Annotated in this window: 14 protein-coding genes; 6 read left to right on the top strand and 8 right to left on the bottom strand. The window is 59.5% G+C overall.

Annotated features, from left to right (window positions below):
- A complete protein-coding gene (locus MBR110_RS29630; RefSeq protein WP_181709896.1) occupies positions 1–819 on the top strand; it encodes a MerR family transcriptional regulator in 819 nt (272 codons plus the stop codon).
- Positions 820–1,657: 838 nt separating this feature from the next.
- Here the strand turns inward: MBR110_RS29630 and MBR110_RS29635 are convergent.
- Both MBR110_RS29635 and MBR110_RS29640 read right to left on the bottom strand, forming a co-directional pair.
- Positions 1,658–3,697: a VWA domain-containing protein gene (locus MBR110_RS29635; protein ID WP_181709897.1), complete on the bottom strand. Its 2,040-nt coding sequence runs from the start codon at positions 3,695–3,697 to the stop codon at positions 1,658–1,660.
- Between the two features lie 60 nt (positions 3,698–3,757).
- Positions 3,758–5,968 carry a DNA topoisomerase gene (locus MBR110_RS29640; protein WP_181709898.1) on the bottom strand — a complete coding sequence of 737 codons (2,211 nt, stop codon included), beginning with the start codon at positions 5,966–5,968 and terminating at the stop codon, positions 3,758–3,760.
- A 153-nt stretch (positions 5,969–6,121) separates the two neighbouring features.
- Between MBR110_RS29640 and MBR110_RS29645 the strand changes: the two genes are divergently transcribed.
- Both MBR110_RS29645 and MBR110_RS29650 read left to right on the top strand, forming a co-directional pair.
- Positions 6,122–6,559, top strand: coding sequence for a hypothetical protein (locus MBR110_RS29645; protein ID WP_181709899.1), 438 nt, complete (start codon positions 6,122–6,124; stop codon positions 6,557–6,559).
- Between the two features lie 66 nt (positions 6,560–6,625).
- Positions 6,626–7,492 (top strand): hypothetical protein, encoded by an 867-nt coding sequence (locus MBR110_RS29650; protein WP_258570030.1) that lies wholly within the window; start codon positions 6,626–6,628, stop codon positions 7,490–7,492.
- Between the two features lie 165 nt (positions 7,493–7,657).
- Here the strand turns inward: MBR110_RS29650 and MBR110_RS29655 are convergent, their stop codons facing one another.
- From MBR110_RS29655 to MBR110_RS29665, 3 genes are all read right to left on the bottom strand, one after another.
- The gene (locus MBR110_RS29655) at positions 7,658–7,897 is read right to left on the bottom strand and encodes a hypothetical protein (RefSeq protein WP_181709900.1); all 240 of its coding nucleotides are present in this window, start codon (positions 7,895–7,897) and stop codon (positions 7,658–7,660) included.
- A 71-nt stretch (positions 7,898–7,968) separates the two neighbouring features.
- Positions 7,969–8,967, bottom strand: a complete 999-nt coding sequence (locus MBR110_RS29660) for a S49 family peptidase (protein WP_181709901.1) — start codon at positions 8,965–8,967, stop codon at positions 7,969–7,971.
- 2 nt (positions 8,968–8,969) lie between these two features.
- Positions 8,970–9,311 carry a hypothetical protein gene (locus MBR110_RS29665; RefSeq protein ID WP_181709902.1) on the bottom strand — a complete coding sequence of 114 codons (342 nt, stop codon included), beginning with the start codon at positions 9,309–9,311 and terminating at the stop codon, positions 8,970–8,972.
- A gap of 362 nt (positions 9,312–9,673) precedes the next feature.
- Between MBR110_RS29665 and MBR110_RS29670 the strand changes: the two genes are divergently transcribed.
- From MBR110_RS29670 to MBR110_RS29680, 3 genes are all read left to right on the top strand, one after another.
- The gene (locus MBR110_RS29670) at positions 9,674–10,651 is read left to right on the top strand and encodes a tetratricopeptide repeat protein (protein ID WP_181709903.1); all 978 of its coding nucleotides are present in this window, start codon (positions 9,674–9,676) and stop codon (positions 10,649–10,651) included.
- A gap of 615 nt (positions 10,652–11,266) precedes the next feature.
- Positions 11,267–12,127 (top strand): ParA family protein, encoded by an 861-nt coding sequence (locus MBR110_RS29675; protein ID WP_181710044.1) that lies wholly within the window; start codon positions 11,267–11,269, stop codon positions 12,125–12,127.
- 12 nt (positions 12,128–12,139) lie between these two features.
- Positions 12,140–13,342 (top strand): ParB/RepB/Spo0J family partition protein, encoded by a 1,203-nt coding sequence (locus MBR110_RS29680; protein ID WP_181709904.1) that lies wholly within the window; start codon positions 12,140–12,142, stop codon positions 13,340–13,342.
- Between the two features lie 268 nt (positions 13,343–13,610).
- Here MBR110_RS29680 and MBR110_RS29685 read toward each other — a convergent pair whose 3' ends face one another.
- The 3 genes from MBR110_RS29685 to MBR110_RS29695 form a co-directional block, all read right to left on the bottom strand.
- Complete coding sequence (locus MBR110_RS29685) at positions 13,611–14,060, bottom strand: hypothetical protein (RefSeq protein ID WP_181709905.1); 450 nt, start codon at positions 14,058–14,060, stop codon at positions 13,611–13,613.
- Positions 14,014–14,643, bottom strand: coding sequence for a nucleotidyltransferase domain-containing protein (locus MBR110_RS29690; RefSeq protein ID WP_181709906.1), 630 nt, complete (start codon positions 14,641–14,643; stop codon positions 14,014–14,016). The genes MBR110_RS29685 and MBR110_RS29690 overlap by 47 nt, the downstream gene beginning before the upstream one ends.
- 351 nt (positions 14,644–14,994) lie before the next feature.
- Positions 14,995–16,491 (bottom strand): replication initiation protein, encoded by a 1,497-nt coding sequence (locus MBR110_RS29695; protein WP_181709907.1) that lies wholly within the window; start codon positions 16,489–16,491, stop codon positions 14,995–14,997.
- Positions 16,492–17,241 lie beyond the last annotated feature (750 nt).

Genomic DNA, 17,241 nt, shown 5'->3' on the forward strand with positions numbered 1-17,241 from the left:
ATGAGCGGCGAGGATCGTTACCGCATGCGGGATGTCCAGCGGATGTTGGGTGTTTCGAGAACCGTCATCACCAGGCTCGTCTCGGGCGGCCTCGTCCAGCCGACGCGCGGCCACGGAAGGGAGACGCTGTTTTCATTTCGCGACGTCGTCATGTTGCGCACCGCCCATTCGTTGAGAAAGGCCGGCATTCCGCCGCGGAAGATCGCGCGGGCGCTGGAGAACCTACGCGCGACGTGGTCACCCGACAAAGACCTGACGGCGATCCGAATAACTGCCGTCGGCGCCGACGTTGCCGTACACGACCGCAACGGGCCGTGGGACGCCCATACTGGGCAGTTGCTGCTGAATTTTGAGCCGACACCCGTCTGCGACGGTCCGGGCAATATCAGAGAGATTCAAAAGCGCCGCGCGCCAGGCGAATTCGCGGCCGCGGCAGCAAGGGAAGCCGCGGGTGATTCGGACGGTGCTGAAGCCGGTTACCGGCGCGCAATTGAGTCGGACAACGCCTATCTGGACGCCTACCTGAGCCTTGGCTGCCTCCTGTCGGAGGAGGGCCGATACGACGAGGCTATCGGCGTGTGGCGCAAGGCCCTCCTAGAAGCGCCGGACCACCACCTTCTTCACTTCAATCTCGGCGTCGCTCTGGAAGACTCCGGCAGACTCGAACAGGCGCTCATCGCCTACCGACGCTGCATCGAATTGAAGCAAGACTTTGCGGACGCCCACTTCAACGCGGCGCGCATCCATGAGGTACTGGGCCAGCAGACACATGCAATCCGCCATTACAACGCCTACCGAACTTTGAACCGTGACAGCTGACGCTAGGAAACAGCCAGCCCAGGTCCGGCACCCGTCGGTCGAAGGTCACCAATCTTCGACGGGAAGCCCCTCGGTGAGGCACGAGTACAGAATGGCTCCGGCGCTTCTTCCCTATTGAGTGAAGGCGTGCCCGCAACGCTTATTGAGGCACTTATAGTTATTGAGGACACCTTTGTCGATTTGCTCGCCAAGCTTGTTGCCTACCGCTGCTCCGCCGCTTGCCCCAGCGAGCACTCCGAGGACGGTGCCTGCGATGCCCCCGACTGTGGCTCCAATTACAGCGCCGACTCGCCCCCCAGCGATCGCACCTATCGCCGCACCAGCAGTAGCCCCACCAAATCCGCCGTTTGTCGCTCCGATATATCCCGCTACCCCGCCGGCGGTCCCGCCAACCGCAGTGCCTACCTTGGTTCCGTAATTGCGGGTCTCTACTTGCTCACTGCCGCATTTTGGGCATTTGCGTGCCATACCACCTCCTATCTCTTGTGTCGGTCGCTTTCCTAGAACGGCTAGTCGTCAATTGCGCGGAGTTCGGCTGAAGGCCAGACCGACTTCCGACTGCCTTTTTGGGCCAGTCTTTCAAGACCCTCAATCGCTCGCGTCCTGTGAGGACTTTGGCGTGTTTGGGCTCCATGCTTTCGCATCTCGTAGTACGCTCGAAAATTGAGTCTGTTACGAGAGAGGAAGCGTCGGGCGCTTTTGTCCAGTGTAACCCGCGCGAAGCCTCGGAAGAATCCATGCGGCCATTTCCGGTTCCTCGGGTGGGACGTGACATCCATCAACCGCGAAGTACGGACACTCGAAAAAATGCCCCGTTCAGTGAACGAGGCGGTAAGGATCAGATGTATGTGCGCACAGCATCGACAATCCCGCGAGCGAGCTCGCTCGGGGACTTTACAATCGAGAAAGCGTTGCCGAAGCCCGTACGCGCAAGGATTTGGCGGGTTTCAGCAATACCTCGGACATCCTGCCCGATGAAGATTGTCACGACTTGGATATCCTCGCTTCGTGCGAAGCGATAAGCGGTTTCGACGACGACGCTATCGCGGGCTGCGCCATCACTTACACAGATCAACAGCTTCTTCTCCTGATCTTGCTCCATCAAGCGAGCAAGTGCGACCGTCATGGCTGAACCCGTAAGTGTGTCTTTCCCCGTCAACCGAACGGCCTTCTGACTTTTCCGTACGTCGGCCCAATGATCCTCGAAGTGCTTGACGATCGTATAAGAGCTTGAGTATTCGATAACCTCGAAGGGAACCTCAAAGGACGAAAGGATATTGGCAAGCGCATACGCCACGCCTCCCGCCGCCTGGTTTCGCTTCACGTCGAAGACTTGCAGCGGCGCACCGTTTTGTCGGTCACCGTCTCCGTCGTAGTTGCCATTGCCACTTTGGCCGGCCGAGCCATCAGTTATTTGTTGCTCGCCATCGTCACCAGGCATCGCGCGATTGCCCCCTGATGTGTCATCGCCAACCTGGCTCATCATCACGCGCTCCAACATTCCCATCGAAAACCCCATACTCGGGCTCATGTCGAGAAGAAGCGCAACGGCGGTATTAACGTCTTCGACCTGACGCTTGCGCCGAAAGATCCGGGCGTCGCCGACACGCAATCGATAAGCCTTCGCCGCGTCAATCGCCGTTCCGTTGAAGCCGAGACGAGTACGGCGATCCGCCTTCGCCTCGAGAAGCAGCTCGAGCTCACCACCGACACTGTTGCCGACCCGAGTTGCCAGCTTTCCCCACGACGGTGGTATCGCGCGCTCTCCAGGTCGCTCCTCCGCCACCATGCCTTTTCCGGTATACGCTCGCTCGCGCTTTTGGCGCGAGTCGATATGCCGCGCGACGATGTCGGACAGATCCGTCTCTGGAAGCTCTACCTCCGCCGACTGAGTTGCACGCTTCGCGGCTACCCGCTGTGCGTCGGTCGCTTCTTCGCGTGCACGATATCCATCTGCGCTCGTGCCATCCGTCTCCGTGGTCGAGCCTTCCGCCGGTTGCCCGATGGCTTGTTGTTGACCGCGACTCGGTTCGCTACGCTGTGCCTCGCTGTCCTGCGGATGCCTGCCCCCTGCGCGGGACTGTGCGGGTTTGTCTTGCTCCGAATCCGCCTCCGGCTTCTTTGGCGGCCCTGAATTACCGTCGCCCTGCGCTCCCCTCCGACCTGGCTGCGTATCGGCCCCATCCTTGGGCGATTGCTGTCGTTTCTCGCGCGGCGCCTCAGACGACGCCTCTAGAAGCTGGTACACCGCCTCGGCGAGATCGATAGAACTTTTGGTGCTCGTAAGCGAAGGCGCCGTTAACGCTAACGCCCAGATGTCGTTCCATACCGGGCCAAATGTCGAGGCGCACACCGGCCAGTAGGCCTCAGCGATGGGCCCGAGGTGGTCTCCTTGTTTGGCCAGCAGCCGCGAACGACACAAGGTCAGCAACCCATTACACAGCAACCGTCCAGGATTGCTAGCGTCCGAGAGAGCCGATTCGACGGAGCCGAAAAATCCCCATCTCACCAAGACCTCCACCAGCCGTCCAAGGTTCGCAGGAATACCAGGCCAGTCCCTCCCAGCACGCGTCTCGACCCTGATGTCTTCGAAGATGTTCTCAAGTCGACTTACGATCGCAACCTTCGATCGTCTGATTTTGAAATTGGTGTGACGACCATGGCCTGCTGCTTCGTGGTCAATCGCGCCGTCCATCACCACCGACATGTCATCATCGGCCGCCAGGGTCCACTGGGCCGGATACCACAGCGTGTGGCCATTCGTCCGCGCCGTCGTCGCGTGCGGGTCGACGACCAGCTCGAGGTTGTAGCGGCCCGCGAGAATTCGCGCCACCAACAATTGATTGTGGTAGCGTGCAACACCGTCATTGCGAGACATACGGTCACCTCCCAAAAGAAAAAGTCTGTGACGGGAGATGACACATCGAATGTTGAATGATCAGCCACCGAGCTTGAATGGGTTCTTGGGTGCGGGTGCATTCGACTCCATACGAGGCCCATTCGCCGGCTTCGAGCTCGGGGATTGAGGCGGCCGCTGCGCCCCACCCAACAAAAATGCACCCTTCGGTACAGGCGGTGCCGCAGACGACAGTGTCGCTGCGACCGCCCCCGACCCGTCGGCCCGCGTCGGCGAATTCGCAGTCGATTTCGGGCGTGCCTTCGACGACTTCGGGAGAGCGGCGGACGCAGACGTCTTGCCCTTTGCACCGCGCTTGGTGACCACCGCCGGGGGCAATTGCGCCGGCGTCGGCACTCGAGACGCCCCTGCCCCACTCTTGATGTCGTCGATCATGCGGTCCAAAAGGTCCTGGCCCAGCTGCATCACCTCCTGCTTGGTCATTTCCCCTCTCGCAACTGCTGCGAGGTTGTCTTCGAGCCACGCGGTCAAGTCCGGCTTCGCCAAATGGGGCGGGAGGACCTGGTGGTAGGCCATTGCCTTGGGTGTCGGGACATACTCAAGGGTCTTCCCTCGCGGCACTGTGTCCATGAACTTCTGTCGGACTATCTCCTTCATCGCATCAGAACGCGTTGCGTCGGTTCCCAGGCCGGTTTCCTTCAAGCGCTTTTTGATCTCCGCATCGGTCACGAAGAGATGAATCTTCTCCATCGCTTCGAGCAACGTCGCGCCCGTGAATCGCGCGGGAGGACTGGTCTTGTCTATGTCAAACCAGACATCACCAACGGCAACTGAATCCCCCAGGTTGACGGTAGGCAGCGAAACGTCCGCATCTGTGTCTTCACCTTGGGCTGTTCCCAGCGCCGCGGAATTTGGATAGAGCACGCGCCATCCGATGTCCACTGTTCGCTTGCCATGGGCGACAAAACGTTCGCCTGCCACGTCCAGTGCAATCGTCATAGCGTCGTACACGTAGTCAGGCTCGAATTGCGCAAGCCAACGTCGCACGATCTCTCTGTAGACCAAGCGCTCACGGTCCGGCAGTGACGCTTCGTCCACTCGCGCTGTAGTCGGGATAATCGCAAAGTGCTCTCCCAGCTTTCCGTCGTCGAAGGCACGTGACTTTCGTTTCGTATCGATCACGCCAGGAAAATCGAATCGGCTACCGAAGTTCTGCCGAACAGCCTCCACGATTGCACCGGCCCGCGCCCACTCGGATAGCGGCGCGTACTGGCACGGTCCGGTACGCGGGTAGGTTGTCAGCTTGTACTTGTTGTAGAGCTCCTGAGCTGCGTCCAGTGTTTCATCGGGTGAGAAACCGATTCGGTTCATTACCTTCTGCAACTCACCAAGCGAGAACAGCAGAGGCGGCGGCTTCCGTTCACCCTTGCGCACATCGACCTGTGACACGGTCGCTTCCTGGCCCGTGCACTTCGCGACAATTCTTTCGGCAAACGTCCGATCCACTAACCGGCCTTTTTCGTCGAAGGCCGGGGGAACGGCGTTAGAAGGGCGCTCCCATGGGGCCTCGAAGGTCGAGCCCCCCATTGAAAATCGCGCCCTGATCGGATAGAACTCTACCGGGATGAATCGCTGAATCGCGAGTTCGCGTTCAACCACCAATGCAATGATGACAGACTTGACCCGCCCGACAACCAGCACCCCCTGATGCCCTTTGCTTTGCCAAAGCTTGGTGTAGCCGCGGGTTCCATTCAGGCCAATCATCCAATCGATTTCCTCGCGCGCCTCGGCGGCCTGAGATAGCGGGAACCATACTCGGTTGTCCTTCATGGACTTAAACGCCTCGCGAATCCCTTCTGGCGTTTGTGCATGCAACCACAATCGATCGACCCGACCGGTATAGCCAAATCGGTCGAGAATCTCGTCAACGATCAGTTGCCCTTCTCTTCCCGGATCCCCGACGTGAATCACCCGGCCGGCGTGCTGCAAGAGCTTCTTTAGTATCGCCAACTGCCTCTCGGATGACTGAGTGCTCCCCTTCCTATCCTTGCTGGGAACCTTCTGGAATTTCGGGACGATGAAAGGAAGCGCCTGGATCTCCCATCGCTTGTATCCGGGATCATAGAACTCGGGTTCTGCGAGTGTGACCAAGTGGCCAGACGCCCAGCTGACCTTCATATCGGCGGTCACGACGTGACCGTCCGCTTCTGTATATGACCCTGCGAGCGCCTTCGCTACGTCCAGTGCGAGATTGCGCTTTTCGCCGATGAGAAGAGTTTCTGTCGGTTTCATTTCTGCATTCTGGATGACGTCGAGATAATCGCCCTCAGTTGTACCACGGCGGGCGGGTAGTCAGAAACGCGACCACCGCGGCATCCAAACTCCGCCCGTCCCTAACCCCAAGAGCATATCGGCGCGCCATGACAGCGCACGATTGGAGGCAACATGCTGCGTGAGTTCCGCATTGACATTCGTGCGAACAACGATCCTTCCGTGACTTTCGCCGTCTCCCGGACCGAAAGAAAACAGTCCGACTTGATCGGTAAGGCAACGCTCGGAAACGTTCAGATCGACGTCACCGGCGTCTACGCGCTCGCCCAGCAGTCCCAGCGAAGCTACTTGCGCCTCTGCTTTGTCCAGGTAGACGGCGCGAAGCGAGCGGTGTCCTACGGGAAGCTGTTCCAGAACGATCGAAAGGTCGAGGGATCCCGGCAACCGGACTTCACCGGAGAGATCACTGTCGATCTCGCAACCAAGGACAGTCTACGAATCGCTGGATGGCAGCGGTTTGACAAACCCGGTGACGAAAGTACCGCTTACATCGCGATTTCAGTGGAAGAGAAGCGCGCTCAGTCGCCTGCCTCCGCCTCATCGCCTGCATGACGTTTCAACGTCCGGCTGCCCCAGGATGGCACCCGTCGCGCCACGAATTGGTGCCGGACCGTTCCGGTGCTGCATTCCAGTTTTCCGTGTGCATATCCCTTCGCTATGTCAACGGTCCTAATTCCGGGACCACACTTCCTCAGGAGAAACATCATGGCAATCACGAAAGGCAACGCTGGTGCTCGCTCGGCCTACTTCGAATACAGCTCGACTCCGGGTCTGTTGATCCAGTCGAACGAAGCGAATCGCGCGCTGCTCATCGAAGCCCGTCAGCTGGTGGGCGAAGACAACTGGAAGAAGGGCTTCGACGGCTTCGGCCCGAAGAGCAATGCGACGAAGGTCCGCAAGTTCCTCGCGGAAAACGACGTGCCGACGAAGCTGTCGCTGTCGGGTGAGCTGGTTTCGGTCTACTACTCCGAACGTGATCACCAGACCGGAAAGCACCAGGACGTTCGCTTCAAGATCGTCGACAAGGAAGCGGGCGAATCGTACCTCGTCACGCTGCCGATCGAGAGCACCGCTGGGCAAGCCCTGATTCGCAAGTTCGCGAACGACAGCGTCGTCCCGGGCGTCGTGATCAGTGCGTTCTCGGTCTTCCCGACGGGCCCGCGCAAGGTCGACGACCGCGAGTACTTCGATCACGCCGTGCAACTCAAGGGCGCGACCGAAGAGATCAAGCAGGCCGAAGGTCTGTTCGAAGCGGCGATCGAAGCGGCAAGCGCTCAGGTCGAAGTGCTGAAAAACGCGCGTGTCACCGACAAGGAAATCATCAACAAGGCTCGCCGGGGCACGATGCGCGACTTCTACGTCGACATCCTTCGGACGAAGATCGAGCCGCGCTTCGCGGACGATTCGAAGGAACAGCACGACGATACGCCCACCGGCAAGCCCGTGACGGAACCGGCCGGCGGTGATGACGGTGATCCGTTCTAACCGCTCGTTCGATTTGACAGCTTCGGCTATCTGACCTCACAAACCCTGTGTCAGCCTCGGCTGCCAGGGTTTTTTCTTTTCGGGTATTTCGGGTATCACCGGCCGTTCGTGCAAGGGCGTATCCCGCATGCGAGAGCCAATAGTGGATCTCGTCCAGCCCGACTGCTAACGGTTCGAGCGGTAGGCCTCAGCCCACTCGGCCACCGTACCGCGCAATTCAGCGGCCTCCCGCGTGTAGCCGTTCAACTCCAACCATTGAGCGTGGCCGTTCGCGTTGGCGATCGCGTCGGCGAGCGCCCTCATCACCCGCTCAGCAGGGGGCCGGCTTTCGCCGTGCCGCGCTCGGTGAAGTAGTTCTGCGGTCTTCAATCGCGCAAGTATCAACGAGTTGCGAGTGACGGTCACGATCCGCTCCCAAGGGACAACAATCGAATCGCCCGGCCAAACAACAAAAGGCGACTCGATTGATAGCGCTACTACTGAATGGAAACTCGCGAAACCGCCTTCGTCATTGCCTCTGACAGCACGTCGGCGATCTTTGACGTGAGTCCCGTACCGACCGACGGATTCCCGGGACCATAGCTCCGCGCCTCGAGGTCTGGGGTGACCTGCTGCAATTCCGCTTGCACGGTCTCGATTGTCCCAATTTCGTCAACGAGGCCGATCCGCTTCGCCGAGGCGCCGTCCCACACCTCGCCCGTGTCGTACTTCATGCCGGCAACAAGCTTTGTTCCGCGTTCCGCTTTAAGGTCGTGCAAGAACTGCTGAGCCAGGGTGTTGACGAGCGTCTGTGCCTTCTCGTCCGCCAATTGCGAGCTGGGGACAAAGGGATTCAACATCGCTTTCAGGTCGCCCGATGCGTATACGCGTTGGCGCACGTCGACCTTGGAGAGGGCTCCGGAGAAGTCCCAAGAATCGATCACCGCGCCGATCGATCCGACGAGCGAATACCGGCCGGCCACGATTTTGTCGGCATGCATTGCGATCAGATACGCGGCTGACGCACCAAGCGAATTCACTACGGCGATCACCTGCTTCGGGTGCTCCTTCTTGAGAATCCCCAGCGCCTGATTGATTCGCTCGGCTTCGATCGGGGACCCGCCGGGCGAGTCGATCATGAGGGCGATCGCCTTCACGTGGGTATTTCCGAAGGCCCTTCGCAGGGCCGGCACGACCGAGTCGGCGCGCGCCAGGCCCTCGCCAACATTTCCCGAGAGCGACACGATTGCGAGTTGCGGCCCACTTGAAAAGAGTGGTCCTGTTGGCACCCTGGAACTCAGTGCGAAATGCGCATAGAACGCCCAGATCGACGGAAACAGAAAGATGATCGCGAGCCTGGAAAGCCGGAATGCACGGTCGCGTTGACGATCGCGGAACATGAGGCGTGTCACCTGGAGCTGGATCTGTTCCGGGCTCGCCGTGGCGGGATCCAGCCCTTCGGGGTCTCGTTGCTTTCTGCCGAATCGGAAGGTCATCTTCAGTCGCTCGCGGTGGTGTTGGAAATGGAGAAGAAGCACGCATGCAGTCGGTTGGCGGCCGCATGCCCCTTCCCTGCGGCTGCATCACGTTGTGCCTGCATACGTTCGTAGCTGAAGAGCGAGATATTGGGACGGGGCAGTTTGCGTTTGGCGTACCGGTAGTAGACGATGCCCGCGCGTTCCCGCCGCTTAAGCCAGCCATATTCGGCAAGCTTGCAAAGGGCGACTCGCACTCGGAGGAGATGAACCTCCCCGGCTGGCCACGCGACGTCCGGGTCCGATGCGCGCAATTGCTTTGCGACCGCGTCACCGGACATTTCGCCGGTCGCGACGATGAGCATGATGATTCGGTGAGAGATGGTCTGCTTCCGCGCCATGATTGGACGCCCGCTTATCAGTGTGGGGGCATCTTAGCTTCGACGTCCGATAACGCAGAAACGAATTATTGAGTAATGTCCTTCGTTCGCATGGCCTGTTCCGACAAGGGATCCGCAGGCGTCACCTCAGATCGCCTTGCAAGGCAAAGCGACGAGCCATCAATCCGTGGTGCCGACGGCATTTCTGCGTTCGCGGTAACCAGAGCAATAATTCACCGACCGATTCATTCCCGCGGCAATGGGTCGGGTCATGGCCCCGCGCATGCGCCGCGCCCGTGGCCCTTCCATCCTTCGGCCCTTACCTATCGGAATCGATTTCGTACGCCATGAACCATCGCCGTCGCCACATCCTTCTCGGAATTAGCGCTCTCACTGCGGGGACTCGTCTTGCCAACGCCGGTCTGCTGGACCCGTTTATGAGTGGCGGGCAAAAGGATGCCTATGCCCTCTACCGCGCCGCGGAGAATGGTTCTCAGGAAGCGTTCGACAAGCTGCTTCTCAACTCTCGTCAAGGTGATAACTGGTCATCGATGCAATTTGGCTATCTGTATCACGTCGGCCGGGCACCAGGAACGAGTCCGCGCATTTCGCCCGGTTATCCGCCGGGAGGCAGCATTCCGACGGCCATCAAGGCATACAAAATTGCCAGCGGTCAGATGACCCCAGAGGGCAATATCACCGGCAATGTCTTCTCGGCTTACAACCTCGGCCTCATCTACCTCTGGGGGCAAGACGGCGGGACGCCGAAGGCTCAGGAGGCAGTCCGTTGGTTTAGGGCATGTTCTCGCGACAACTCCGACAGGCCATTCCTTCCATCAGTGATGCATTTGGCTGCGATCTATGAGCAGGGTTTCGGCGGCGTCCCGGAAGATCAGAGAGAAGCAGTGCATTGGTACAGCCGAGCGGCCTCAATGAGCGAGCCCACGGCATTGCTGAAGTGGGGTATCGCGCTGATCGAGGGAAAGGGAGCCGAGCGGAACTACTTCGAGGGAACAATTCACCTGCAGCGCGCCGCGGAGTTGTGGGATCGTGATGCGATGTACTACCTCGCGTCAATGTATGCGAAGGGGAATGATTACCAGGAGCAGAATCTTTTTCAGGCCGCACAGTGGCTCTGGATCGCTGCAACGGGCGCGCCGCGTTATCGACCAGCTGCCGATGCTTTGATCGCGCGTTTTTCCAAGCCCGAGCAGGAACGGATCAAGCAAGTGAGCCGTTTGTGGATCACCGGACATATGCGGATCCCCCCACGCATCGAGTACAACGCGCCCCTGAACGCGGATGTTCCGACGATTGCCCCCTGACCCGAGACCGAGGCAGACGGCTTGTCCACTGTGACGACGGATAACCCTGTGGAAAAGCCACCGAATCCGTCAGCGAATCAAAGGCTTGTCGCGGTTGCTTAAGGCACAGGCAACGCTGCCCGTGTTGTGACCTCGGTGATGCGAGCGGCGCCTCGGCTACTTCTCCGCGGCTCGAGGCCGGGACCGACCACAACAATTTTGAATTGAAATACATCGGAGTCTTTACAAGGTGCGTTAAACGCACCTATCATTGGTCGCATGAGCTCGCGCCGGTTGAGGCGCGCGTGGCGAAAGCTGCGGGGGACCAACCGCATCAGTTCCGCCAATCTGCTCGCCGTACGGCCATCGCGCTTTCACGCATGCGTGAAAACGCGAAGTGCGTCGCGATCGATGTTGGGATCGCCGAGCACGATGGCCGCGACAACACTCGACGACGAAGGCTTCGAAATGAAAGCAATTGAACAGGCATCTCAAAAGGGTCGCGCCACCCCGAGCACGGCGCGGACGCGGCGCGGCAACGTGCTTGGAGCAGCTGAGGGGGTACGTCAAAGTGGTGGTCGGGGCTCGAGCGCCGGCGACGACGTCCGTCGGGTCCCACCTCTTTCGGACGGGACCATGAAGGTTGTCGCCGTGACGAGCCCCAAAGGCGGTGTCGCGAAGACAACCACGGCGATGCACGTGGCCCACTACGCTGCGGATAAGGGCCTGCGTACGCTGCTGATCGACGGCGATGAAGGGGATTTGTCAATCGTGTTTCAGCACGACGATCCTGCGCGGTACCTGACCACCCGGGACATGTTCCTCGGAAATCCGGAGGGGCTACCTTTGCGCTCGGTCCGCCCCAACCTTTCGCTCGTCGAGGCTGGCGAGGATCTCGCGGATCTTCACGACCTGCCGGGCGACCTGCTTGCCGCGATGGAGGAGGAGTTCCACAAACTGGACTCCGAGGTCTCGGTGCCGCGCCTGCGTCAACTGTTCTCGCAGATTCAGGAGCGATTCGTCTTACCGTTCGAGAGCACGCTGCAATCGGTCGCGTCGCAGTTTGATCTCTGCGTGATCGACACGCCCCCTTATCTCGCGAGGCGGTCACTGGCAATTCTGTGCGCGTCGGACGGCGTGGTGACCCCCACCAATATCAGCGCATTCACGTTCAGCAGAATCGAGAAGCTGGAGAAGGCGCTTGATTTCATCGCGCGCGACTTCAACCCGCGACTCAAGCATCTGGGCTTCATCATGGCGAAGATCAACAGCCATTCGCGCAACGAAGTCGAAGGCGTCGATGTGATGCGATCGGCATACGGCAACCGTGTCTTCCCCGGGATGATCCTGGATCGTGCCTGTGTTTCGACCTCCCTCGCCCTGGGAAAGCCGGTGTGGCACAGCAGCAAGGCCGGGGCTCAGCGTGCAGCTGCTGCGGAGATGCGGGACGCGTGCCGCACGACGCTGTTGCGGCTTGGGTTCGACATTCCGGCTTAACGGAGCGAAAAGATGAAAAGCGTATTCACCACCGGAATCAAGAAGCTGTCCCAGGTCAGCCAGAGCATTCAGGACGCGAAGGCTGGGGTACACGCGGTCCTCATTGAGACGGGACGCATTCGTTGCGCACCACAGATCCGGTCTTCCGCGAACCCAGGGTTCCAGCCGGAGCGAATCAACGAACTCGCGAAGAGCATTGAAGATCACGAGCAGCAGCAGGCGTGTATCGTGCGGCCGGATCCGGAGCGAATCGCCGAGTATTTGATGGTAGCGGGTGAGCGTCGATACCGCGCTTGCGAGCTGCTCGGCCGAGCTGTACTCGTCGTAATCCGCGACCTGACGGACGAGGAGGCGCGTGCAATCCAGATCGCGGAGAACTTCGAACGCGAAGATCTGAGCGCTGCGGAGACCGCAGCTGCACTAAGAGAGGACTATGATCGGCTCGGCACCTACGAAAAGGTTGCGAATCTTTGGGGCAAGGCAACGAACTGGGTCTATGAGCGGATCACGTTTCACGACGCGATCAACACCGAGGGCGTTGCTCGAGAGGCAATCGCCGCCGGCGTGACTGCCGATGTGTCGACGGTCGTCGACCTCCACAAATTGGAGAAACAGGATCCCGCGGCAGCCGCGGCGCTTGTTGAGACCGCGAAGGCGAGTCCTGGGATGAACTTGCGCTCCGCGGCACGCAAAACCTTGCGCGAGGTGAAGTCAGCGAAGCGGGATGCTGGAAGCGGCTCGTCGCGCTCCGCTCAAGCGACTCCGCAAAGCACGGGGGGTGAGTCAGTGGCCGAGGCCAGCGCTCACTCTGGCGAACCGAGCGCTGGTAGTAACGCGCACGACGGCCCCGTGGCCGACGAGCTCACGTCGCACGGGAAGTCCGCTGAGCACGCCGTGCACCGACTCAATGTCGGCGCCACCGAACCTGTCGGTTCGGCGATGATGCCCGACGCGCCGTGGGTACCAGCGCCGGCCGCGTCCGAATCAGCCACCGGTTGCCACGACCGTAGAGGGGTCATCGAGATCTACGTGCCCGATAACCCGGCCGACGCCAACTTGCGTGAGTTCGCAGGCGAGTTGGTCTGTCGTGTCGTGCGTCAGCCCGACGCTGCAGGATCAACGGGGGACACTAGGTGGGAACTCGCCGGAGATCAGTCCGAGACTCTGGTCTCGCGCCTGGCGACGCTCGGCTTCAAAGCACTGGTAGGCGATTGATGAACGAGATGTGCTGGGTTGGGGTATGTAGTGCGCGTTGTGTTTTACATCTGCCCTGGGCCCAACACGTATGACCTGCTCGTCGCGACGCACTGCGAATTGAACGGGCGCGGCGAAACGCAGGTTTGCTCCGTGTTCGATCACACGCATCGCTTCAAGTACCGCGCGTCGCGCGGCGCCTGCGCCCCCGCCTACCCGAAAAGAAAAACCCCATGCTCTGAGCGTCCAGTAGCGATGGGGTGTGAGATCAGGCGAGACAAACAGCGCCTCAACGCTTGAGCAGGTGGGGATGGTTCTCCTGCAGCCAGTCTTCGACGTCTTGAGCGACGCGCTTTGCCCACGTGAGTGCTTCGGAAGCCTGCTGTTCGGTCGCTTCACCGCCGTCGTACTTCTGATTGCGGTTGAGCCGAACCTCCTGCAACTCGAGATGATCCCTGTTGGCATACCCCAACGTTGCGGCCAGTGCCTCAATCGCGATGCGATGATGGCCATCACTCGAGTCCACTCGATGGCCTTGTGCATTGAGTACCGCAGCGGCTGCGAAGAACATCGCGTCATAGGCCGAATTGAGCCGCGTCAGCGCTGTGTTACCCACCCTCTCCGCATCCTCCAATTGCGACACCATGTTTCTCAACCACCCGTGGATACGGGCTTTCGCGACAGGTGCGGGCTTAAGCTGCCCGGTGGCCGCTAACTCGGCTACTGTTTTTGAGCTCATCGTAATCTCCGAATAACATGACCACTGGGTTGTTGAAAACTTCGTTGATATAAGGGTCGTCACTTTCGACGAGTTCGTTGAAACGGCTGACAGTCATATCCTGAATGTCGAGTTCCTTACCGAACTCATCGATCGCACCGCGCAGCTCCGCCTTCATGCGCCCGGTGATCCCGTCGCCGATGAGCATGAGATCGATGTCACTGTCGGGCCGGGCCGTACCACGCGCCGTCGACCCGAAGATCAAGGCGTACTTCAGATCTTCAGCATGAGCTTGGACGACCTTCTGGATTGCGGGAACTGCGCCAGCAAGCTTCTGGAAAAGCCCGCGCAACTCCAGGAAATAGGGTGCATCCTGATTCGCGCTGTAGAAGGGCGAACTCCCCCGCTGCACCTTCTTCAGAATCCCGGCCGCGGTGAGCTCGGAGAGCTCACGGGCAAGATTTCCACGATGAACGTGAAGCTCGCGCGCCAGGCCGCTCGCGTGATACTCGGAGCCGGGCGACAGAAACAATCGCGCCAGCAGTTTCCGGCGCAGCGTTGCCGGAAAAAGCGCAGTGAGCGCTAGGTTGTCGTCGATTCCCATGGTGGGCTCCATCTCAGGGTGTAGTCGAATTAACTGTACCATATTTGAGTCACCTTGATCCGAAAACTAGACTGCTTGATCCGAATTTTAGTCAGGCAGGACGTTAGGTAACGTATCGCCTAAGTTCAGTGTGTTCGGAGATGTCGATGTCCGACCGGAAGGGAATATCCAGCGCGCCGGCCATTCCCTGTTGCGGGGAGACGCGCCAGGAGGGGCCGCGTGCAGGGCATATGGCCCGTACGCAGGCAGGTGGTGACGACGGCTGAGACGGCCCTGCGGATCAAGTGACGACCAGGGCAGGCGTTGATGGTGCCGGAACACGCCGGACGTGGCCGGCGCTGCGGCGTGGGTTTAGCTAGAACTGCGTGTGCGAGCTGCTTTTCTCAACTCGCCGGCGACAAACGCGGCGAACGTCGACGCGACTGTTGCCTGAACCATGATATTGGCCGGAGTCACGTCCGTGGGCTTCAGCCCCTGACGCTCAATCGTCCGAAGACCGATGGTGCTCGTCGAAACGAATTTACGCACGAGTTCCTCGCGGATCTTCGGATCGGCACCGGCAAAATACTCCCGGGCAATGCGGCTCTCTTCGCTCAGGCGGCGGTCCGCGGCAGCATCGGCGGCCGCAACGCTTTCTGCGACGGCCTTTTGCGCCGCCGATCTGGTCGAACTTTGCGTCGTGGCTGCTTCATTTAGTCGAGCCTGGATCAACTCTACCTGTTGATCGGCCTCCGACATTCGGTAGTTGTCGGCGAGCGCCTTCATCAGATACGCAGAAGCGCGCCTGATTTTGTCGCCCGATCGAATTCGCCATCGCGTGTAATCGATTGCCTGTTGGATACGCTCGTCCGTCCAAACCTCTCGGTTCTGGGCAATGGCCCCGAAGTCTTTTTCAGACAAGGCAAACTCGTTCTGCAGCGTGTGGAACAGCGCGACCGAATTGAGCATATCCGCCTTCGACGCGCCAGCGGTCTCCTTCTGCTTGAGCCGAAATCGAATCTGATCGCGTTTGCGCGATCCCGGCGTGCCCGCCCGCGTCTCATACGAAAGCTCAATGTCCGAGAGATCGTTGATCTGCTTGACCGCGGGGTCGAGGTAATCACGCTTGAAGTACTTGAACTCCGCGTGGTTCGCCCAGGACTTTCCAGGCAGGTTTCGAACCAGGTCCAGCGGGAGCCATTCGGTGAGCGGGGTCGACACTGACGGTATCAGGTGATCGTAGATGGCCCGAGCATAGATGAGGCTGAATTTGGAGGTGATCAGCAAGCTCGTCCAGTACGAGTTCTCAGGATCTTTGATCAGGCGTTGGAGTTCAACTGGAACCCTAAACAGGATGCGTCCGTTTCGCACGCTGACGCGGCCGATCAGTTCCAGCCAATCTCCATCCTCGTCGAGAACAGCCTCGGTGCCTCCACCCGCGTCGAAGTCGCGCTCGTCCCCATCGTCGGCGTCTGCTTGAGCGCTATCGAGCATCCGGCCCTTCGGATCGACCGACACCACCGGTGCGCGCGTCACCTCGAGCATTGACGACTTGACACTGCGAATGACACTCGAAAAGTGTTTCTTGTTCTTGCTGTCGTACCGCATCAACCACTTGAAGAAGCTGAGCGACACATCGTAGGCTTCCTGCACCTCTGGTTCCTGAGCCACGATGAAGTACGCAGCGTCCACAAAGCGACGCGCCGATAGGCCCAAGCCGATGATCCGGGCGAAGACCTTATTCTTTTGGTAACCGATGTCCTTGTCGGAGAGGACGGCATCGATCTGGGTCCGTTCCGGCGCCACACCGACAAAAAGATCAAGCGCGTATTGAAGCGGGGTTACCCTTCGATCGACGCTGATATCCATACCTCGCCCTTGAGAAAAAAATAAGGCCATACCCGATTTGTATTTCGCCAGACTTTAGCACACGAAGGTGAGAAGTCAATGTTTCACGTCTCACCCCGTGGCTCAGCCGAGACGATGGGTACACGATCTCTCACCCGAGGTACACAAGATCTCACCTTTTGGGGAGATCTACGCCGTCGAAAGCACGTCGGTAGCGAGTTTGGCGGATTATCCACAGGTAAGTGCCCAATATGTCTCACCTTTCCGCGCCAACCCTCACCTTCAGCAGAGCCGAATCTCCCATCCGGCAACAATAAAGCTCACCTTTGAGGGACAAAACGTCTCACCTTTGGGACAGCAGCTCTCACCTTTCTGGCTTAAGTTATTGATTTTTAAGAGTCAGCCTGTCCTTCGTTGGTTGGTTAGTTCGTTTTTTTGTAAACGACAACGCACTTACACCGCGACGGCGCAGCCAGGTCGGACGTCGCGACGGTGCTTATGGTTGGGCGCCGCCACTTCCCCCCGGGGCAGCTAGTGTTGCGCCGCGATAGCGGCAGGAATAGGGATGTTTAGGTGAGAGATTTTGTACCCTATTCTTCTGGCAACGCCTCCGCCAGGCAGCCCCGGTACAAAAACTCTCACCTTTGAGACGGAAAAGCCCTGGCGCAGAAAGCTAAACGTAATATTAATCGGGTGGCGCTACAATCCCGTAGGCCTACGCTCATCAAGCGTTCACCGGTGAACAAGATTTCGAGTACAGAATCTCTCACC

The sequence above is a fragment of the Burkholderia sp. MBR-1 genome, assembly GCF_013822785.1.
In the GTDB taxonomy this organism is placed as follows: Bacteria; Pseudomonadota; Gammaproteobacteria; order Burkholderiales; family Burkholderiaceae; genus Burkholderia; species Burkholderia vietnamiensis.